The following is a 20919-nucleotide window of genomic DNA, read 5'->3' on the forward strand; positions in this document are numbered from 1 at the left end:
CCTATCGGCCGGGCCGGTGCTGCACGAAGGTCAAATCCAATAACAAAATGAGGTTGTATTGCTATGCCCGTCGGCAACCACCCTGCCCATGGCGAGTCCGCCCAGGGCGGCCCGCTCAAGCGCGAGCTGGGCGAACGGCACATCCGTCTGATGGCCCTTGGCGCCTGTATCGGCGTCGGCCTGTTCCTCGGTTCGGCCAAGGCCATCGAAATGGCCGGCCCCGCCATCATGCTCTCCTACATCATCGGTGGCCTGGCCATCCTGGTGATCATGCGCGCCCTCGGCGAGATGGCCGTGCACAATCCTGTCGCAGGCTCCTTCAGCCGCTACGCGCAAGACTACCTCGGCCCGCTGGCGGGCTTTCTCACGGGCTGGAACTACTGGTTCCTGTGGCTGGTGACCTGCGTTGCCGAAATCACCGCGGTGGCCATCTACATGGGCATCTGGTTCCCCGATGTGCCGCGCTGGATCTGGGCGCTGATGGCCCTGGGCAGCATGGGCGCAATCAACCTGATCGCGGTCAAGGCGTTCGGTGAGTTCGAGTTCTGGTTCGCCCTGATCAAGATCGTCACCATCATTGCCATGGTGCTCGGTGGCATCGGCATCATCGCCTTCGGCTTCGGCAACGACGGCGTGGCCATGGGCATCTCCAACCTGTGGAGCAACGGCGGCTTCATGCCCAACGGCGTGACTGGCGTGCTGATGTCGCTGCAGATGGTGATGTTCGCCTACCTGGGCGTGGAAATGATCGGCCTGACCGCTGGTGAGGCGCGCAACCCGCAGAAGACTATCCCGCAGGCCATCGGCTCGGTGTTCTGGCGCATCCTGCTGTTCTATGTGGGCGCGCTGTTCGTGATCCTGTCGATCTACCCGTGGAACGAGATTGGCAGCCAGGGCAGCCCGTTCGTCATGACCTTCGAGCGCCTCGGCATCAAGACCGCCGCCGGGATCATCAACTTCGTGGTGATTACCGCCGCGCTGTCGTCGTGCAACGGCGGCATCTTCAGCACTGGGCGCATGCTCTACAGCCTGGCGCAGAACGGCCAGGCCCCGGCCACCTTCGCCCGCACCTCGAAGAGCGGCGTGCCGCGCAATGCGCTGCTGCTGTCGATCGGCGCGCTGCTGCTGGGCGTGCTGGCCAACTACCTGGTGCCGGAGAAGGTGTTCGTCTGGGTAACCTCGATCGCCACCTTCGGCGCGATCTGGACCTGGGTGATGATCCTGCTGGCGCAGCTGAAGTTCCGCGCCGGGCTCACCACCGCCGAGCGCAATGCACTGAAGTACCGCATGTGGCTGTGGCCGTTGAGCTCGTACCTGGCGCTGGCGTTCCTGGTGCTGGTGGTCGGCTTGATGGCGTACTTCCCGGACACCCGCGTGGCCCTGTACATCGGCCCGGCGTTCCTGGTGCTGCTGACGGCGCTGTACTACACCTTCCGCCTGGCGCCGAAAGAGGCGCAGGGTACGGTGAGTACCGCTTCCTGATGAACGAAGCCCCGGCCAGTGCCGGGGCTTTGTTTTTGTGGGTCGGCTTGCACCCTGTAGGAGCAAGCCTTGCTGGCGAATGGCACCGGCTGCGCCGGTGTTCGCCGGCAAGGCCGGCTCCTACAGTGATCCGTCGAAAAAAACGATCAGGCAGCCACCTCGCTGTGCGGCTCGAAACTGTCGGCCCGGGCCAGTTGCCACATCCGCGAATAGAACTGCCCATTGACCTCGCCGGTGAGCAATTCACCCGGCTTGAGGAACACGTGCATCTGCGAGAACAGCTTGATCTCGGTGGCCGAGATCCGCCGCACCAGGTGCTTGGCCTCCAGTTGCGCCGGATGCTCCAGCCCCGCCGCGGCGAGCATCTCGGCCAGGGCGCGCAAGGTGTTGTGGTGGAAGTTCAGCACTCGCTGGGCCTTGTCCGGCACCACCAGGGCGCGCTGGCGCAGGGCATCCTGGGTGGCCACGCCGGTTGGGCACTTGTTGGTGTGGCAGCTCTGCGACTGGATGCAGCCGATGGCGAACATGAAGCCGCGCGCCGAGTTGGCCCAGTCGGCGCCGATGGCCAGCACGCTGGCGATGTCGAAGGCGCTGACGATCTTGCCGCTGGCGCCGAGCTTGATCTTGTCGCGCAGGTTCAGGCCCACCAGGGTGTTGTGCACGAACAACAGGCCTTCGCGCAGGGGCACGCCGATATGGTCGGTGAATTCCACCGGTGCCGCGCCGGTGCCGCCTTCCTTGCCGTCGACGACGATGAAGTCCGGGAGGATGCCGGTTTCCAGCATGGCCTTGGCGATGCCCATGAATTCCCACGGGTGGCCCAGGCAGAACTTGAAGCCCACTGGCTTGCCGCCAGACAGCTCACGCAGCTGGGCGATGAACTGCATCATTTCGATGGGAGTGGAGAAGGCGCTGTGGCGCGAGGGCGAAATGCAGTCCTCGCCCATCATCACGCCGCGAGTCTCGGCGATTTCCTCGGTCACCTTGTGCTTGGGCAGGATGCCGCCATGGCCGGGCTTGGCGCCCTGGCTCATCTTGATCTCGATCATCCGCACCTGTGGGTTCTGCGCTTGGGTGGCGAAGCGTTCGGGATCGAAGCGGCCGTCCGGGGTGCGGCAACCGAAATAGCCGCTGCCCAGTTCCCACACCAGGTCACCACCGTGCTCGCGGTGGTATGGGCTGATGCTGCCCTCGCCGGTGTCGTGGTGGAAGTTGCCGAGCTTGGCGCCCTGGTTGAGGGCGCGGATGGCGTTGGCGCTGAGCGAGCCGAAGCTCATGGCCGAGATGTTGAAGATCGATGCTGAGTACGGCTGGCTGCACTGCGGGCCGCCGACAACCACGCGGAAGCTGGCTGGGTCGGCCAGCGGCGCCGGGCGCATGGAGTGGCCGATGAATTCGAAGCCCGACTCGTAGACATCGATCAGCGTGCCGAAGGGTTTGTCCGAGGCCTCGTTCTTGGCCCGGGCGTAGACCAGCGAGCGCTGGGCGCGGGAGAAGGGCAGCGCATCGCTGTCGGACTCCAGCAGATACTGGCGGATCTCTGGGCGGATGCCTTCGACCAGGTAGCGGATGTTGCCGAGGATCGGGTAGTTGCGGCGCACCGCGTGGCGTTGTTGCAGCAGGTCGAACACACCGATCAGGCTGAGCACCCCGGTGGTCAGGGTGAAGGGCCACAACCAGTCGTGGGCGAGGAAAGGCAGGCTGGCGAGGGTGAACAGCACGCAGGCGGCGAAAAAGGCGTAACGGCTGAGAAGTGACAGGCTCATACGGGGTCCTTGCGAATGGCGCGGTCAGGCTCAGGGGCCTGGGGCAAAGCCCGACCATAGCCCGGTTGGGCGACGTTTTGCCAGCGTGCAGGGGAATGGAAAAATGAAAATTAGGGTATCGAAAATCATTCGCGTTATAGTATGTTATAAAGTATCACTTTAATTGTTAGGAGACTGCACCATGAAAGCTGGCATCCATCCCGAGTATCGTCCGGTGCTGTTCCACGACACGGCCGCCGATGTGTACTTCCTGATCGGTTCGACAGTGGACACCGACCGCACGCAGGTGCACAGCGACGGCCAGACCTACCCCTACGTGGCCCTGGATGTCTCCAGCGCCTCGCATCCGGTGTATACCGGGCAGCAGCGCAAGACCACCGTGGAAGGGCGGGTGGCCGGGTTCAACAAGCGTTTCGCCGGGTTCCAGGCCAAGCGTTGATCTTGTAGGCACCTGGACTTGCGGACTGCGCTGTCGCGCCGGGAGCAGAGTTGCAAACATCACCAACGTGGGAGCGGCGGTGATGCTGCCAGGCGATCTTCTAAGGAGGTGTGTCGCGCAACAGATGCTGGCGCCATTGCGCCTGTTCGGTCGCTGTCGAATCGACAAGAAACTGGTACTTGCCCGCCACCCGGCTGGCGACCGGCACACCGTCCCGGTACAGCACCCGATTGCCCGCCACCGCCGGCACCTTGGCCCCCGGCAGCAGGCTGCCCACCAGGTTCAGCGGATCGCAGCCGCTGACCACGACCAGTTCCCCGCCCAGCGTGCGCTTGCGTACCTGGCGCAGCAACCCTAGCGCCTCCGGCAAGGCGAATTGCTCGCCCGCCAGCCCGGCAATGAAACGCCCACCGCGTATCTCGCCACGGGCTTCCAGGCGGTGATAGCAACGCAGCAGTTCGCGCCACGCCGGCAACACGTCGCTCTCGCGCTCAAGCAAGCGCCAGCACACCACGCCATAGCGGCGCAGCAGGCTGCGGGCCACATGCTCCAGGCGCTGGTCGTTGTCGAGGGTGTCGCCCGCGCGGCGCAGCAAGGCCCAGCGCCCGGCATGGACCATGCTGCTCGACAAGGGCGGGTGGCCGCGTCGGTTGTGGCGCGCAGAGCGTTTCGCCGCCGGGGTGATCAGGCTGCGCAGGCCGCTGAAACCGTCGGCGCTCACCAAGCCCGAGCCCACCAGCTCTTGCAGCGCCGTTTCCAGTTCGCTGGGCAGCAGGTGCGCCTCATGGCTTAGCTCATCGAAGAACAGCGCGCCTTGTGCCTGTAGTGCCTGCAGCACCCGCTGCGCGCGGGTACCCAGTCGTTCGAGGTCGGGTGCCGGGGCCAGGCTACGCCATAACCCCAGGTGTTCACGCGGCAGCAGCACCAGGGGGGTGCTGGTCAGGGTGCTGGTCGATAGCGTCGCCGCCAGCCGACTCCAGGCCCACTGGCCGCTGCGGCAGGCATCGTCCAGCCAGTGCGGGCTGTAATCCTTGATCCGCGCAGGCAGCAAGTCGCTTTCCCAGGCCCCGGCGGCGGCGGGGAAGCCTTGCAACTGGGCGAGCACTTCGCCGACCGCTTGCGGCCCGCGCAGGCGGGTGTCGCCGGCCAAGTGCTGCCAGTGGCACAGAAAGCGCAGGTAGTCCTGCAGGCTGACCGGTTCTATCTCCTGGCGCAGACGCTTGACCGTGTAGTGGTGAATGCGCGCCAGCAGGTGCCGTTCGCACCATTGCAGGTGGACCTGGCCGGGGCTGAAGTGGCCACGCAGCACATAGCCTTCGCCTTCCAGGCGGACCAGGCCCTGTTGGCAGTCATTGCTGGCCAAGGCCAAGGGTTGGGCGACTTGCTCCAGGGTCAGCGGGCCGAAACCGCTGAGGCGCGCGCGCAGCAGTTCGCTCAGCGCCTTGTCGTGATCGACCGGCGCGTCGAAGCCCGGCAGTGGCGGCACCTGCGGTTCCAGGCGGCTGGCCGGATACAGGGTGCGCATCGCTTGCAGGCGCTCGCGGGCCAGCCACAGCCCTTGCGCGCCATTGTCGAGGCGACAGGCGCGGCCCGCCTTGGCCAGTTGTCGAGCCCAGTCGGACCAGCCGTGATTGGCATCGACCTCGGCTTGGGTGATGGCGCCAAGGCTCATCAGCGCCTCATGCATCTCGTCGGCATCGCCCACCTGGGGCCAGGCCTGGGCCTGTACCGCGGCAATGGCATCGGCATCCAGCGCGCCAAGGTCGTCGGCGCTGTGCACCTCGTTCCAGCGCCGGCTGAGCACTGCCTGGGTGCGCCGTTCTTCCAGCGGCGCGTCGTCGAGGAAGGTATAGGGGCGGGCGTTGAGAATCGCCGAGGCCAGTGGCGAGGGCGCCGGCAGGTCGCGGCTGAGCAGGCGTACCTCGCCGCGCTCCATGCGCTGCAGCAGCGCCAGCCAGCCTTGGCTATCCATGGCCTCGTGCAGGCAGTCGTCGAGGGTTTGCTCGACCAGCGGGTGCTCGGGGATCTGCCGCTCGCCGACGATGTTTTCCAGGCAGGCGATCTGGTCGGGGAACACCGCGGCCACCAGATCCTCGCTTTTCATGCGCTGGATCTGCGGCGCCACCTTGCGCCCGCCCACATAGCGCGGCAGGGCCAGCGCCACCGCAGCGTTCCAGCGCCAGCGCACGCCGAACAGCGGGGCGTCGAGCAGGGCCTGGACCAGGACCGGCTCGGCGCTGCGGCTGTGCAAGTAGCGCCATACTTCGTCCAGTTCGAAGCTGTGGCTGGTGGACAGCGACAGCACGATGGCGTCCTCGCTGGCTGCCGCCTGCAGCTCGAAGTTGAAGGTGCGACAGAAGCGTTTGCGCAGGGCCAGGCCCCAGGCGCGGTTGATGCGGCTGCCGTAGGGCGAGTGGATGATCAACTGGGTGCCGCCGGACTCGTCGAAAAACCGCTCCATCACCAGGGTCTGTTGCGAGGGCAGGGCGCCAAGCACCTGCCAGGTGCGGCCCAGGTAATCGAGCAACTGGCTGGCGCAGGCGTCGTCCAGGGCATAGCTCGCCTGCAACCAGGCCAGCACGTGCTGCCTGTCGCCGGCCTGCAGCTGCTGGTCGAGCCGCTGTTGCAGCCGGGCCACGGCGGCGGACAGCTCGTCGCTGCGTCCCGGCGCCTCGCCGAGCCAGAACGGAATGGTCGGCGGCAAGCCATGGGCGTCCTCGACCCGCACCCGCCCGGGCTCGACGCGCAGGATGCGATACGAGGCGTTGCCCAGTTGGAAGATATCGCCTGCGATGCTCTCGACCGCGAAGTCCTCGTTGACGCTGCCGATGTTCAGCGCCTGGGGTTCGAGCAGCACGGCGTAGTCGGCGGTCTCGGGGATGGTGCCGCCGCTGGTCAGCGCGGTCAGCTGGGCGCCCCGGCGCCCGCGCAGGGTGGCGTTGACCGCGTCGCGGTGCAGGTAGGCGCTGCGCACGCCCTGGCGGCCGTTGTAGCCCTCGGCGAGCATGCGCAGCAGGGCCTGGTAATGGGCCGCGTCCAGCCCTGCGTAGGGAGTGGCCTGGCGCAGCAGGTCGAACAGCGCTGCCTCGCTCCAGGGTTGGTTGCTGACTTCGGCGACGATCTGCTGGGCCAGCACATCCAGCGGCGCGCGGGGAATGTGCAGCTCATCCAGCTCACCTCGGCGCACGCCGTCGAGCAGCGCGACGCACTCGATCAACTCGTCCCGCGAGGTGGGGAACAGCCGCCCCTTGGGCACACCATCGACCTGGTGGCCCGAGCGGCCGACCCGTTGCAGGAAGGCGGCGATCGACCCAGGCGAGGCGATCTGGCACACCAGGTCGACCTCGCCGATATCGATGCCCAGCTCCAGCGAGGCGGTGGCCACCAGCACCTGCAGCTCCCCGGCCTTGAGTCGTTGCTCGGCGGTCAGCCGGTGTTCCTTGGCCAGGCTGCCGTGGTGCGCGGCCACCGCGTCGTTGCCCAGGCGTTCGCCCAGGTGGCGGGTCAGGCGTTCGGCCAGGCGCCGGGTGTTGACGAACACCAGGGTCGTGCGGTGTTCGCGGGCGAGGGCGGCGAGGCGGTCGTAGACCAGCGCCCATGCATCGCTGGCCATCACCGCGCCTAGCGGCACCGGTGGCACCTCCAGGGCCAGGTCGCGCTGGCGGACATGGCCGATGTCGACAATGGCGCAGGGGCGCCCGTGGCCGACCAGGAACTGCGCCACCCGTGTCACCGGGCGCTGGGTGGCGGACAGGCCGATACGCCGCAATGGCCGCCCGGCCAGGGCTTGCAAGCGTTCCAGGGACAGCGCCAGGTGGCAGCCGCGCTTGTTGCCGGCCAGGGCGTGGATTTCGTCGACGATCACCGTGTGCACGCTGGCCAGGCCTGCGCGCCCCGAGGCCGAGCCAAGCAGGACATAGAGCGATTCGGGCGTGGTCACCAGGATGTGCGGCGCCAGCTTGCGCATGGCCGCGCGTTCCTTGTACGGCGTGTCGCCGCTGCGCACGGCGGTGGTGATGCGGGGAGCCTTGAGGCCGAGCGCTGCGATCTGCTGGCCGATGCCTGCAAGCGGTGCATCGAGGTTCAGGCGAATGTCGTTGGACAGCGCCTTGAGTGGTGACACATACACCACCAGGGTTTGCGCGGGCAGCTCACCGCCTTGTTCCAGCCCCTGGCGGAACAGTTCGTCGAGCACGGCAAGGAAGGCGCTGAGGGTCTTGCCCGAGCCGGTCGGCGCGGCCAGCAGTGTCGACTGGCCGCCATGGATCAACGGCCAGGCGCCGGCTTGGGCCTCGGTGACCGTGGTAAAGCGCTGACCAAACCAAGTGGCGACAGCAGGGTGGAACAGGTCGAGCACCGGGTGGAGTTGGGCGGGCAGGTTCATGGGTTGGTTATGGCGGGTAAGCAGCGCAATGGCAAGGGGCCGTTCGTCAGCCTGTTCCGGCCCCGCGATAGAGCCTTGTCAGGTATCCTGCGCCCGTTCATCCATCCGTGAGTCCATTATGCTCAAGACCATCCGAATCGCCGCCGCGCTGCTCCTCGACTCCCAGGGGCGGACGCTGCTGGTACGCAAGCGCGGTACCTTGGCCTTCATGCAACCGGGCGGCAAGATCGACCCGGGCGAGTCGCCGGCGCAGGCGCTGGTGCGTGAGTTGCACGAGGAACTGGGGCTGCATGTCGATCCCGCCGAGGCCATCCACCTGGGCCAGTTCAGCGCCCCGGCCGCCAACGAGCCGGGCTTTGAGGTTCACGCCGAACTGTTTCGCGTCGACTGCCTCGCTGCCGTGGTCCCGGCCGCGGAAATCGAGGAAGTGACCTGGTTGGCCGCCGACCAGGCCTGCACCCTGAACTTGGCTCCGCTGACCCGCGACCTGATCCTGCCGTTGTGGCGCGAAAGCCTCAGCGCACCGCGCTGACCCCGTCGAGGGTGGCGAACGAAGTGTCCTTGGCGGTCAGCAGGAAGTCGCGCATGTACGGCGCATCGAGCATGTCGGTGCGCACTGCCGCATAGAGCGTGGCGAACAGGCCTTTCTCGCCCAGGCGCTTGCCCTTCACATAGCCCCGCGAGCTGTATTCGTGCAGCGCCCAGTGCGGCATGCCGCACACGCCACGGCCGCTTGCCACCAGTTGCATCATCATGACCGTCAGTTCCGAGGTGCGCACCGCGGCCGGCTCGATGTCGGCCGGTTCCAGGAAGCGGGTGAAGATGTCCAGGCGATCGCGTTCCACGGGGTAGGTGATCAAGGTCTGGTCGAGCAGATCCTGGGGCACGATGTACGGTTTGCTGGCCAGCGCATGCTGGTTGGCCACGGCGAGCATGGCCTCGTAGGTGAACAATGGCACATAGGTGATGCCGGCCAGGTCCAGCGGGTCGGAGGTCACCACCAGGTCGAGGTCGCCGCGGGCCAGGGCTGGTAGCGGGGCGAAGGCGAAGCCCGAGGCCAGGTCCAGTTCCACCTCCGGCCAGGCGTCGCGGAACTGGTCGATGGTCGGCATCAACCACTGGAAGCAGCTATGGCACTCGATGGCCATGTGCAGGCGCCCGGCGGTGCCGCCGGCCAGGCGGGCGATGTCGCGCTCGGCGCCGCGCAGCAGCGGCAGGGTGGCGTCGGCCAGTTGCAGCAGGCGCAGGCCGGCGCTGGTGAAGCGAATGGGCTTGGTTTTGCGCACGAACAGCGGCAGACCCAGGCGTTCTTCCAGCTCCTTGAACTGGTGCGACAGCGCTGACTGGGTCAGGTGCAGGCGCTCGGCAGCCTCCACCAGGCTGTCGGCTTCGCGCAAGGCATGAAGGGTTTTCAAGTGGCGGATTTCCAGCACGGTGACTCCTGGTGAAATCTTTGGGTAAGCGTAGGCCGGTGTTGAGTTTCCCTCATGTTAAAGCGGATGTCGATGTATGGAAGAAGAAGGGCATCTGCACGATGCCCTGTGGCCGCTTAAAAATGCCCGGCCAAATGTTTCAGGGCCTGGGGACGGCTTAGATCGCCCCGCCAGATACGTTCGATATGGCTTGCCTGCCATTCCTGACCCAGGTAGCGCTGGGCCGGTGTCTTCAGGTGTGCCTTGACGAACTCGTCGAACCCGGGTGATGGCTTGTTGAAATGCACATGGGCATACCACAGTGGGCGGGGGGACTCCTGGCGCTTGTCGTGAATCACGAACTCTTGGAGGAAATCGCGGCGCCCTTCGGCGGTACGCCGCAGTTCGACCAGGCTGCCGACTTTCTCGATGGCCAGGACGTCTTGCTCGACCAGGTAGTCCAGTTGTCCGCCATTGGGCTCATGGGTTTTCATGATCTGCTCTATGCGCAGGGTCCGTCCCTGTCCGGTGAGTTGTCGTGAAGCGCTGCGCAGTCGTAGCAGTAATGGGTCGTGCGGCGCTTGCTCGGCAATGCGGGTCGCCATGGCGTCGAGGTCGGCGACCTTGAACAGCATCAGGTCTTCCAGGCTCGTGCCCGCCATGTTCTGCGCCGCGTACTGGCGGACCTGTCGGGTGAACGCGTCCAGTTCATCGAGGTGGCGTGTGGCTTCGCTGCGCAACTGTGTCAGCGTGGCGCGGTGCACGGTGGGCAGATCGCTGGTGTCCGGGTTGGTGAGGGTGAATTTACCCGAAGCGTCCTGGCGGTAGATCTCGGTGCGTCCGTTCACTCCGGTGATACGGTAGGTATTGGGCTGTTGCTGATCCGGTTCACCGATCAGGTAATGATGCTGCGAGGTCTCGAACACGCGGGGCTGTTGTCGCCCTGCCCCGACGCTTGGCCGGGTGGCTGGCGCACTCGGTTGCAACGTTCTGGCATGGCGTTCGTGGGCGTCGAGCGTGGTTTTTAAACGCTCGAGCGACGGTTGATCGAAATACCTGGAATAGCTGGTTTTCCAGTAGTGCAGGCGGTTTTTGAATTGCCGGATCTGCTCGATCGACCTGTCCAGGATGGCTTTGCGCTGACGCATACTGGCCCGGGTATTGGCCAGTTCATGCAAGGCATACAGTGTGCGATCGAGTTCGGCGCGAGGATCACGCATGAGGTACTGCAGGTTGATCCAGGTGCCGTCGAGATTCTCGGGTGTCCGGGTGAGCAAGCCCAGCAACTGACCGATGTCCATGTAGTCCAGGACAGGATCGCTGAACTTGGCCAGTTGGCTGTCGATATGCTGGAACGCCTCACGGCGTGCACTCATCTGGTTGATCTGGCGGCGCCAGGTGCGCATGGCCTGGACCTGCCGGCGCAGTTCATCGAGTTCGGTCAGGGCCGTGCTGCGAGTACTGTACAGGCTCGAGCGCAATGCGAGGGCTTTGTGGGAGAGGGCGAGGAAGTGTTGTGCGTCCATGCCTGGCACTATTTTGTGGGCGTTGTCGCGGGCTTGTTGACGTAGCCGGGTAATGTCGTCCAAGGCTTCGTTGATACGTCGTTGGGCCATTTGGCTAAGGCGGTTGTGGCTATCGCAGACCAACATTGCCAGATCATTGGCCTGGGCCTGCGCGTCGTGGCGGGGTCGGCCGCTGGATACCTCGGTGAACGCCAGGCAGTCGGCATGCAGGCGCTTGGCGTCATCTATACAGGTTTGCAGGGCGTTGCTCAGGGATGCGTCATGGGCATCCTGCAAGGCGAATGAGCGATGCATGCGCTGGTTGATGGCCGCGCTTCTGGCCTGAAGTTCAGGCAAGTCTCGATGAAGGCTGTCGCGCAGGCGGTTGTGTCGGCGGTAGGCCTGGTCTCGCCACCAACGAGGGAGACGTTCCTTGATGGGAGCCGGCCAGAGCGGGTCCAGCGTATCGGCAAGCTGTCCCAGTACCTGGCCGCCGCCGACCCCGCCGCCGAGGCGATGTACGCCGTACAGCGTCAGGTGGGTGTCCCATTGTCCCTGCTCGTCCAGGGCAATGGCGCGTTTGAAGCGGTGGCTGGCATTGCCCGCCAGTTCCCAGGTATGGCTGGTCTGGTCCCAGAGCACCTGGTATTGGCGGCCTTGTACTTGGACGTAGTTGCTCTGAGCATGACGATAGATGCCTCGGTATCGGCCCTCCTTGCCCACCGACAGCCCTGCCAGGGACACGGGGTCGGTCATCTGATAGCCCTGCAGGCCCGCAAGGGGGCTTTGAGCGCTGTTGACTGCGGGCATTGGCGTGGCGCGCGATAGGCGCAACTTGCCGAGCTGGTGGCGTTTGACCGAGCGACGTAGGCCAGCGGTGTTGATGGCGGCGCTCCCGCCGAGCAGGTCCATGCCAATGTCGAGGATGCTCACAAATATGTTCTGGATGGCCTCGAGAACATCGGCAGTACCCTGTTCGGCAATGGCCTTGACCAGGTCGGCGGAAGCGCTGTAGAGGTCATAGAGGCTGACCGGCAGGCCAAGGCCGGGGATCAAGCCCAGGGCAACCTTGAAGCCGATCAGGAGTTTGCCGGCTTGCGCGGCCAGGTTCTCCAGATGTACGTCAAGATTGCTCCGTGAGCTGCTACGGTGGGCTTCGAGCAATTGCCCCATGTGCGTGTCGAGCTGCAACTGCGCCAGTGATTGTGTTGCCGGCCACTGCATGCCGATACCGATAATGCCTTTGAACCGATGGGCGTGGGCTTGATCCAGGCGCGAACGATGGGCCGCGGGGTTGCCTTTGAGCGCGCGATTGGCGAGGTAGTCGCGTTCACGGCTATCGACACTGCCTTCGAACAGGCTCAGGCGTGCCGATTCCAGGTCGGGAAATTGGCGCAGCGGGCTGCTGGGGTGGTCGGGGCGATAGAGTATGGTGGTCTTGCGGGTTCGGTCCTCGATGAAGGTGATACCCGCCAGGGACACAGGTTGTCCATCGGTGTCCGGGCCACCGCTGGTCAGCATCGCTGGCAACAGGCGCAGGTCGTAGCCATTGCCCTGGTAGTCGGCCTTGCTGCGGGCATCGATCACTTGCGCCAGCATGGCCTGGCTGTTGTGATCCAGATGGCCGCTGATGCCGAACAGCTGGTTCTGTAGCCGAAGGATCAGGCGATGCGGCTCGACCAGGCATTCGCGTCTGAAGGCATGGCTGTATGCGGGTTCATCGATACCTTGGAAGGCCTCGATAATCTCGCTTTCATAGCGTTGCGCAAGGTCCAGTTCCTGGGCCAGTGCACGCAGGTAAGTTGCGTCGATACCGCTTTGCAAGGCCTGGCGCAGCGTTTCGTCGGCAGGCGTGATGTTCAGTTGCATGAACCCCAATCGGCTGAACATGCTGTCGTCGATCTGGTCCAGGAGCAGGGTTTCCAGGGCCAGGCTCACCCGCTCTTCACTTGGTTTGGGCACAAGCTTGGTCGGCGTTCCCGGCGCGCCGCTGCCCACGATCAAGTCCTTGACATGGGCAACGCTTGCGGGCAAGTCCAGGGTGATCGCATGGCCGTTGAGTCCGTCAAAATCGCGTCTGAGACGTTTTTCGACAAGGCGCTGGCAAAAAATGCGGCGTTCTGGAACATCACGAGCAATCAAGGCTTGGGCGTTGCGCAGCGCCGCGAGATAGTCGTTGACCAGTATCAGCAGCGCTTGGCGTTGATTGGCGGGGATCTTTGCCAAACTGCCCAGCGAAGCGTTGGTTCGAGCTATGAGTTGTTGCTGCTCGTCGCGCAGGCTCAGCGAAATTTCACGTGCTGTGTGCCGAGGCACTTGCAGGCTCAGGGCAAGTTTTTCACGCAGCCACGGCAATGCCGTCGCCACGGCGTCAAGTCCAGCCTTCTCCTGGACTGCGTTTTTTTCCTGGCGGCCAGCGGCGAGTACGGCGTCGAGGGTGTGCGCGATAGCATCCTTGGCAAGCACTGAGAGCGCCACCGGCATGCCGGCGTTCAGGCTCGTTTCCAGTTGCTGGCTATCTTCGAAGCGCAACAGCCCACCCTGTTCGCCAAGCCAGTAAAGCAGCACGCTGGAAGGCTTATCGGGCGTGTTTGCGCCCGTATTGGCGGTGATCGCAAACGCCCCCACTAGGATGGACTTCACTGCGTTGGCGTCAGCGCCATCCTCCGTGGGCGGCAGCAGTTCGATCTGCGCGGCGACTGCGTCGTTGCTGCTGCCGTCGAGCACCGATTGCACCCAGCCGAGTTGCTGGTCATCCAATAGTCCCAGCGCATGCTGGAGTCGGGCATGGGCGAGCAGCCCGTCGCGATGGGCCTGAACCAGGCTTTCACCGGCTGCGGTGGGCTTGGCGTCGGAGTGCCACTTGGCTGATGCGGTCAATATGCTGATCTGCACCTGCGCGGTATTGCGGGCGTCGGCGATGGACGCTTGCAATTGCTTGCATTGCGCAAACCGATCCTCCGACAGCGCATCCAGCAAATCGAGTTGTCGACTGATCAACTGTTTACGTTGCGCGGGTGCCAACTCCAATCCCAGGTTGCCGAAGTCGAACAGGGACGGCCGCGAGTCGTTCGTCAGCTGCGCCCAATCATCGGCAGGGGGCTGGGCGAAGACCTGGCTGTCGCGCCATGACCGCGCCAAGTGTTCGGCCGGGCTCAAGCTGCTGGCGGCGTGATGTTCGAGGCGACCGCCCGGTTGTTGAGCCAAGGTGCCGAGCAGTTGGCTTTCGAGCTGTTCGAATAAGGGGGTGAAACCTAGGCCGATACTGTCGACCGAGGTGAAGGAAAGCGCTTCGTGCCCGGCGGTGGCGAGTACTACCTCGAGGGCTTCACGGGTGGCGTAGCCGGTGAAAGCTTGGGGCTGGGACGGATCGTATAGCACCTGGGTCGGCTCATCCGCGAGGCTGACGATGATCGCGCCGGGGTGGCTGGAGGGCAGTTCGATCAGTACCTGGCGATTGTCATGGATCAACCATTCGGGGTTTTCCAGCAGCCCCAGGAGCGCGCGCTGATGCTCGGTGCCCAGTGTGCCTTGAATCAGCGCGACCTCCAGCGTGGCCAGAAAATGCGCGCGGTACTGTTGTCGGGCGTATGCCAGCCGGTTCGACGCGGTGCCTTGCGCGCGGGCGTCCCAGTAAGCCTTCCAGCGGCCACGCAGCCTCCCCGGCAGGTCGTGCACAGTCAGGCGGTTATACAGCTCGCTAGGCCTTAGCTCGGTAATTTTACGGTTGTCGCCCTCCACGCTGGCGCGTGCGTCCAGGTCAGCGCTTGGGGTGGGGTAGTGGTGAGCGAACAGGCACAGCTGGGTGAGGCTCACGAAATGCGCCTGGTCGCCATGCCTGAGTCGCAGGCCTGTGTGTTCCGGGTCGCTGCCCAGGGTGTCGTGCAACAGTTCGTTGATCACCTGGCGCACGCTGGGGGCCAGAGCCAGCAGGCGGTTGAAGGTTTGCCGTGCGCTGTGCCATTCGACCAGGGCTAGGCGTGTCGCTGGCGTATCGGCAAGGCGGGCGCGCAGCAACCTGGTATCGAGGGTGTAGGGTAAAAAGGGGAGGGTTGAATCTGGCATGCGAACGCCTTCAATGCAGTGGTTGTAGGCTGAGCATTGAAGGGACTTTGCTGGAGACGATGGAGGTACTGGGATATGTACGCGACCACTGGGCAGGGTTCACGAAATTGTCACGGTTTTGTGGCAGCGCGCCCGAACGAATTTCATCAGACTCGCGCTCTACTGGGGATCTGCATTCTGGTGTTTCTTTCATGCGGGCGTTTTTACTTTTCTTCTTTCTATTGAGCAGCGTGCCAGCAAGCTTTGCCGAGGGCCGCTGCGACGTTCATGTGCCGGTGCAACGGGCCGAGCTGGGCGAGTTGAGCCTGGTCTACCAGAGCGTCGGTGCGCCGCGCGACCCGGCGCTGCTGTTGGTGATGGGCCTGGGCGGGCAGTTGATCCACTGGCCGGACGACGTGGTCGAGGCCCTGTGCCTCCAGGGCTTTCGGGTGATCCGCTACGACAACCGCGATGTCGGCCTGTCGCGCTGGAACCAGCTACCGGCGTCGGCCAACCTGACCATCGAGTTGCTGCGCTACAAGCTGGGGTTGCCAGTGTCGGCGCCTTACACGCTGACCGACATGGCCAATGACGGCGTGCGCCTGATGGACGCGCTGCAGATTCGTCAATTTCATGTGCTGGGCGTCAGCATGGGCGGCATGATTGCCCAGCACATCGCCGCCATGGCGCCGCAGCGGGTGCGTAGCTTGACGTTGGTGATGTCCAGCTCGGGAGCTGCTGGCCTGCCGGCGCCGAACCCGGCGCTGGTGCAATTGCTGGCGCGGCGCGGCGCGCCGAGTCGCGAGGTGGCGATCGAGCAGCAGGCCGACCTGTTGGCGGCGCTGGGCAGCCCACAGGTCAGTGACGATCGCGCCGTGTTGCGCCAGCAGGCGGCGCAGGCTTATGACCGGGCGTTCAACCCTGACGGGGTGAAGCGGCAGATCATGGCGATCCTGGCTGAGCCGAGCCGGGTCGAGTTGCTCAACCAACTGCGGGTGCCGACGCTGGTGGTGCACGGCACGGCCGACCCGTTGCTGCCGGTGATGCATGGCGTGCACTTGGCGGCGCATATTCAGGGCAGCCAGTTGCGACTGATTCCAGGGCTGGCTCACCGCTTCCAGGAGCCGTTCAAGGCGCCGTTGCTGGGGGCGGTGCTGCCATACCTGCAAGCGCACAGGCAGGATGTGACTCATATCGCCGGGCTTTGAGAAGGGCGTGGTAGCGGGCTTGCCCGATGGATGGCACCGGCTTTTCCGGTATCGCGGGGCCTTTTGCATTCGAAGCTTTAACCAAGCCCGTACTTCTTCACCTTGTCGAACAGCGTGGTCTTGGCCATGCCCAGTTCCTGGCTGGCCTGGCTGAGGTTGCCACCGGTGCGTTGCAAGGCATCGCTGAGCAGGTTGCGTTCGAACGCCTCCACCGCCTCGGCGAAGCCCAGCCCCTGGCTGGCACCGCCGCCGGAACCCTTCTTGAATGCGGGCAGGCCCAGGGCGTGGCGTTCGGCAACGTTACGCAGCTCGCGCACGTTGCCTGGCCAGTCATGGGCCATCAGCTGTGACAGGGTCTGGCTGTCGAGGGCCGGCGCCTCGCGGTCGAAGCGCAACGCCGATTGCAGCAGGAAGTGCTCGAACAGTTGCAGGATGTCCTCGCGCCGTTCGCGCAGCGGCGGCAGCTCGAGGGTGACAACGTTGAGCCGATAGTACAGGTCGCTGCGGAACTGGCCGCTCTGGCCAAGGGTTGCGAGGTCGGCCTTGGTCGCGGCGATCACCCGGCAGTCCACCGGGATGCTCTGGTTCGAACCCAGGCGCTCCAGGGTGCGTTCCTGCAATACGCGCAGCAGTTTGATCTGCAGGTTGACCGGCATGCTTTCGACTTCGTCGAGGAACAGCGTGCCGCCATTGGCGTGTTCGATCTTGCCGATGCGGCGCTTGCCGGCGCCAGTGAAGGCGTTGGCCTCATGGCCGAAGATCTCGCTCTCGAACAGGTTCTCCGGCAGGCCGCCGCAGTTCAGCGCCACGAACGGTTGGCCCTGGCGCCGGCTGAAGTCATGCAGGCAGCGGGCGACCAGTTCCTTGCCGGTGCCGGTTTCGCCTTCGATCAGCACGTTGGCCGAGGTGTCGGCGACGTTGACGATTAGCTCACGCAATTGCTCCATGGCCGGCGAGCGGCCGATGATGCGGCCTTCCAGGCTGCTCTGCTCGGCCAGTTGGCGACGCAGGGCGAATACTTCGCGGGCCAGCCCGCGTTGCTCCAGGGCGCGACGCACCACGTCGACCAGGCGCTCCGGCGAGAATGGTTTCTCCATGAAGTCATAGGCGCCGTTGCGCATGGCCCCGACCGCCATGTCGATGTCGCCATGACCGGTGATCAGCACCACCGGCAAGCTGCGGTCGCGGGCCTTGAGGCGGTTGAGCAGCTCCAGGCCATCGATGCCCGGCAGGCGGATATCGCTGACGACGATTCCGGCGAAATCGTCGCCGATGCGCTCGAGGGCTTGTTCGGCGCTGCCGACGCCTTCGCAGGCGATGTCTTCCAGGGCAAGAGCCTGCTGGCAGCCGAGCAGCACATGCGGGTCGTCTTCGACGATCAGGACGGTAAGAGGTGCTTGGTTCATAGGGGCTCAGCCATTTCGCTAGGGGGCGTGACCAGGGGCAGGACGAGGACGAACGCGGTACCGCCGCTGGCGGGGTGCTCGACGCTCAGGGTGCCTTTGGCGGCGGTGGCCAGGCTTGCCGACAGGGTCAGGCCCAGGCCCAGGCCGTGCTCGCCCGGTTTGGTGGTGAAGAAGGGTTCGAACAGGTGCTTGCGGGCCTCGGCGTCGATGCCATGGCCATTGTCGCGCACCCGCAAGCGGTATTTGTCGCCGTGCGGTTCGCCTTCCAGCCACAGTTGCGGCAAGGGCTGGGTGGCCATGGCGTCGAGGGCGTTGCCGATCAGGTTGACCAGGATCTGCTCGAGGCGGGTCTGGTCAATGGCCAACTGCTGGTCCTCGAACTGCAGGTGCAGTTGCAGGTGGCAGGCGCTGATCCGGTTGCCCAGCACCTGCAGCGAGGCCTGCACTGCCTTGTCCAGCGAGGCCTGGCCGCTGTCGTCGCCGCGCCGGGCGAACGAACGCAGGCTGGCGGTGATACGGCCCATGCGGTCGATCAGGTCGTTCATGGTGCGCAGGTTGGCGCTGGCGGTTTCCAGGGCGCCGCGCTCGAGGAAGCGCACGGTGTTGCCGGACAAGGTGCGTAACGCCGCCAGTGGTTGATTGAGCTCATGGGCGATGCTGGTGGACATCTGCCCGATGGCGGCCAATTTGCCCGCCTGGACCAGCTCGTCCTGGGCATGGCGCAGGGTTTGCTCGGCATGGCGGCGTTCGCGAATCTGACCCTTGAGGCGTTCATTGCTGGCGCGCAGGTCGGCGGTGCGTTCGGTGATCTTGCGTTCCAGTTGGCTATTGGCCTCTTCCAGTGCTTCACGGGCCGCCAGGCGAGTGGCGATCACCTTGCGCCGCTCGTTCCAGGCAATGGCCAGGATCGCCAGCAAGGCGAAGGCGACGCCCACCAGGATGCCCTGCACCATCGATTCGCGGCGCAAGTCCTGCAGCGGGGTGAGGAGGGTGAAGTGCCAGGGCGTGTCGGCCAGTCGTCGGGTCTGGGCCAGGTAGGCCACCTCGCGCTGCTTGCCGTGCTCGGTCTCGCTGTTGGCCGGGAAGGTGAGTTTTTCCACGCCATCGGCCAGGGTCTCCCGGGCCAGTGGTTGCAATTCGTTGAGCGGCCACCAGTAGTACTGCAGGCTGCGCGCCAGGCGCTCCTTGATCTGCGGGTTCAGCGGGCGCACCGATTTCAACCGCCGGGATGGATCACTGGAGAGGATGATGATGCCGTTCTCGTCGCTGACGAAAGCCTCCAGGCGGGCACGTTGCCAGCGCTCCTCCAGGGTGTCCAGGCGCACCTTGATCACCGCCACGCCAATGATCTTGCCGTGCTCTTCCAGGCCGTGGGCCAGGTAGTAGCCGGCTTCGCCGGTGGTACTGCCGATGCCGTAGAAACGCCCGGGTTCGCCGCGCACGGCAACCTGGAAGTAGGCGCGAAACGCCAGGTCCTCGCCAAGGAACGAGTCGGCGTCGCGCCAGTTGCTTGTGGCCTGCACGCGACCACTGGTGTCGAGTACGAAGATCGCCCGGCTGCGGCTGCGCCGGTTCAGGCCCTCGAGGTATTCGTTGACGGCCTGGCGGTCGCCGGCGTCAGGGTCGGTGAGCAGGCGCGAGACGCTGTCTTCCAGCTCGAGCAGGCTGGGCAGGTAGGTGTATTTGCTGATCTCGCTCTCGACCGTGCGCGCGTGCAGCTCCAACTGGCGTTCGCCGGTTTCGCTGAGGGTGCGGATGCCGTTGCTCTCGCTGATCAGGAAGCCGGCCAAGCCCAGACCGACCATCAGCAGGATGACCAGGGGCGGGACGAGCAATTGGCGGATCAGGCGGGATTTCACGGCAGGTTGGGCAGGGCGCAGGAGCGAAGGGTCGCATTTCATCACAGTGGCCTTGTCACCACCAGCATCGGCTGCCCGGCTGGGCCGGGCAGCGGTGCCTGCTTAGTGTTGCAGGATCTTGCTGAGGAAGTGCTGGGTACGCTCGTGGCGGCCCTCGGGGTTGCCGAAGAAGTCTTCCTTCTGGCAGTCCTCGATGATGTTGCCCTTGTCCATGAAGATCACCCGGTTGGCGACCTTGCGCGCGAAGCCCATCTCGTGGGTGACGCACATCATGGTCATGCCTTCGTGGGCTAGCTCGACCATCACGTCGAGTACTTCGTTGACCATTTCCGGGTCCAGCGCCGAGGTCGGCTCGTCGAACAGCATGACGATCGGGTCCATCGACAGCGCCCGGGCGATCGCCACGCGCTGTTGCTGGCCGCCTGATAACTGGCCGGGGTGCTTCTTGGCATGGGCGCCGAGGCCGACGCGGTCGAGCAGGGCCAGGCCCTTCTTGGTGGCTTCCGCCTCGCTGCGGCCGAGCACCTTGCGCTGGGCGATGGTCAGGTTCTCGGTGATGCTCAGGTGTGGGAACAGCTCGAAATGCTGGAACACCATGCCGACCCGCGAGCGCAGCTTGGGCAAGTTGGTCTTGGGATCGGCGATGGAGGTGCCGTCGACCACGATGTCGCCTTTCTGGAACGGCTCCAGGGCATTGACGCATTTGATCAGGGTCGACTTGCCCGAACCGGACGGGCCGCAGACCACCACCACTTCACCCTTCTTGACCTCGGTGTTGCAGTCGGTCAGTACCTGGAAGTCCCCGTACCACTTGTTGACGTTCTTGATGGAAATCATACGGTGATCCTTTTTTGCAGGCGCTTGACCAGCCAGGAAGCGGAGAAGCTGATGATGAAGTAGATGACACCGGCGAAGATCAGGAACTCGTGGGAGCGCCCGATGATGTCGCCGTTGGCGCGAGCCGAGTTGAGGAAGTCGACCAAGCCCACGGTGTAGACCAGCGAGGTGTCCTGGAACAGGATGATGCTCTGCTGCAGCAGCAGCGGGGTCATCTTGCGGAACGCCTGGGGCAGGATGATCAGGCGCATGGTCTGGCCGTAGGTCATGCCCAGTGCCTGCGCCGCGCCCATCTGGCCCTTGGAGATCGACTGCACCCCGGCGCGAACGATTTCACAGAAGTACGCCGCCTCGAACATCATGAACGCCACCACGCAGGAGGTGAACGCCCCCACGGGGGTGTCCTCGCCGGTGATCCAGCGCAGCACGAAGGGCACCGCCAGGTAGAACCAGGTGATCACCAGCAGCAGCGGGATGGAGCGGAAGTAGTTGACGTAGGCGCCGGCGACGTTGGCCAGCAGCTTGCTCGACGACAGCCGCATCAAGGCCAGGACGGTACCTAGGGCGATACCGCCGA

Annotated in this window: 12 protein-coding genes; 4 read left to right on the plus strand and 8 right to left on the minus strand. The window is 64.9% G+C overall.

Annotation, left to right across the window (positions count from 1 at the left end; translation table 11 throughout):
- Window positions 1-63: 63 nt before the first annotated feature.
- Window positions 64-1482, plus strand: a complete 1419-nt coding sequence (locus E3U47_RS20665) for an amino acid permease (protein WP_134693465.1) — start codon at window positions 64-66, stop codon at window positions 1480-1482.
- A gap of 146 nt (window positions 1483-1628) precedes the next feature.
- On the opposite strand, the gene E3U47_RS20670 is transcribed toward E3U47_RS20665, so the two are convergent.
- Window positions 1629-3248 (minus strand): FMN-binding glutamate synthase family protein, encoded by a 1620-nt coding sequence (locus E3U47_RS20670; RefSeq protein ID WP_134693466.1) that lies wholly within the window; start codon window positions 3246-3248, stop codon window positions 1629-1631.
- A gap of 181 nt (window positions 3249-3429) precedes the next feature.
- Between E3U47_RS20670 and E3U47_RS20675 the strand changes: the two genes are divergently transcribed.
- Window positions 3430-3687 carry a type B 50S ribosomal protein L31 gene (locus E3U47_RS20675; protein ID WP_134693467.1) on the plus strand — a complete coding sequence of 86 codons (258 nt, stop codon included), beginning with the start codon at window positions 3430-3432 and terminating at the stop codon, window positions 3685-3687.
- A 100-nt stretch (window positions 3688-3787) separates the two neighbouring features.
- Here E3U47_RS20675 and E3U47_RS20680 read toward each other — a convergent pair whose 3' ends face one another.
- On the minus strand, window positions 3788-8071 hold the full coding sequence (locus E3U47_RS20680; protein ID WP_134693468.1) for a DEAD/DEAH box helicase: 4284 nt from the start codon (window positions 8069-8071) through the stop codon (window positions 3788-3790).
- Between the two features lie 118 nt (window positions 8072-8189).
- On the opposite strand from E3U47_RS20680, the gene E3U47_RS20685 reads away from it, so the two are divergent.
- On the plus strand, window positions 8190-8603 hold the full coding sequence (locus E3U47_RS20685) for an NUDIX domain-containing protein (protein WP_134693469.1): 414 nt from the start codon (window positions 8190-8192) through the stop codon (window positions 8601-8603).
- Here E3U47_RS20685 and metR read toward each other — a convergent pair.
- Together metR and E3U47_RS20695 are read right to left on the minus strand one after the other, a co-directional pair.
- Entirely contained in the window at window positions 8587-9504 is a 918-nt protein-coding gene (gene metR, locus E3U47_RS20690; protein ID WP_134693470.1) for a transcriptional regulator MetR, read from the minus strand. The two genes, E3U47_RS20685 and metR, sit on opposite strands and share 17 nt — an antisense overlap.
- Before the next feature lie 116 nt (window positions 9505-9620).
- Window positions 9621-15053 carry a dermonecrotic toxin domain-containing protein gene (locus E3U47_RS20695; protein WP_372239538.1) on the minus strand — a complete coding sequence of 1811 codons (5433 nt, stop codon included), beginning with the start codon at window positions 15051-15053 and terminating at the stop codon, window positions 9621-9623.
- 191 nt (window positions 15054-15244) lie between these two features.
- On the opposite strand from E3U47_RS20695, the gene E3U47_RS20700 reads away from it, so the two are divergent.
- Window positions 15245-16240: an alpha/beta fold hydrolase gene (locus E3U47_RS20700; RefSeq protein ID WP_134693472.1), complete on the plus strand. Its 996-nt coding sequence runs from the start codon at window positions 15245-15247 to the stop codon at window positions 16238-16240.
- A 77-nt stretch (window positions 16241-16317) separates the two neighbouring features.
- On the opposite strand, the gene E3U47_RS20705 is transcribed toward E3U47_RS20700, so the two are convergent.
- The 4 genes from E3U47_RS20705 to E3U47_RS20720 all read right to left on the minus strand — a co-directional run.
- Complete coding sequence (locus E3U47_RS20705) at window positions 16318-17646, minus strand: sigma-54 dependent transcriptional regulator (protein WP_134693473.1); 1329 nt, start codon at window positions 17644-17646, stop codon at window positions 16318-16320.
- Window positions 17643-19547 carry an ATP-binding protein gene (locus E3U47_RS20710; RefSeq protein WP_134693474.1) on the minus strand — a complete coding sequence of 635 codons (1905 nt, stop codon included), beginning with the start codon at window positions 19545-19547 and terminating at the stop codon, window positions 17643-17645. Before E3U47_RS20710 ends, E3U47_RS20705 begins: the two co-directional genes overlap by 4 nt.
- Window positions 19548-19607: 60 nt before the next feature.
- Window positions 19608-20342, minus strand: coding sequence for an amino acid ABC transporter ATP-binding protein (locus tag E3U47_RS20715; RefSeq protein WP_134693475.1), 735 nt, complete (start codon window positions 20340-20342; stop codon window positions 19608-19610).
- Window positions 20339-20919: amino acid ABC transporter permease (locus tag E3U47_RS20720; RefSeq protein WP_134693476.1), on the minus strand; the 581-nt coding region annotated here is incomplete at its 5' end. The genes E3U47_RS20720 and E3U47_RS20715, both read right to left, overlap by 4 nt.

It is taken from the genome of Pseudomonas sp. RIT623 (assembly GCF_004519305.1).
Lineage (GTDB): Bacteria > Pseudomonadota > Gammaproteobacteria > Pseudomonadales > Pseudomonadaceae > Aquipseudomonas.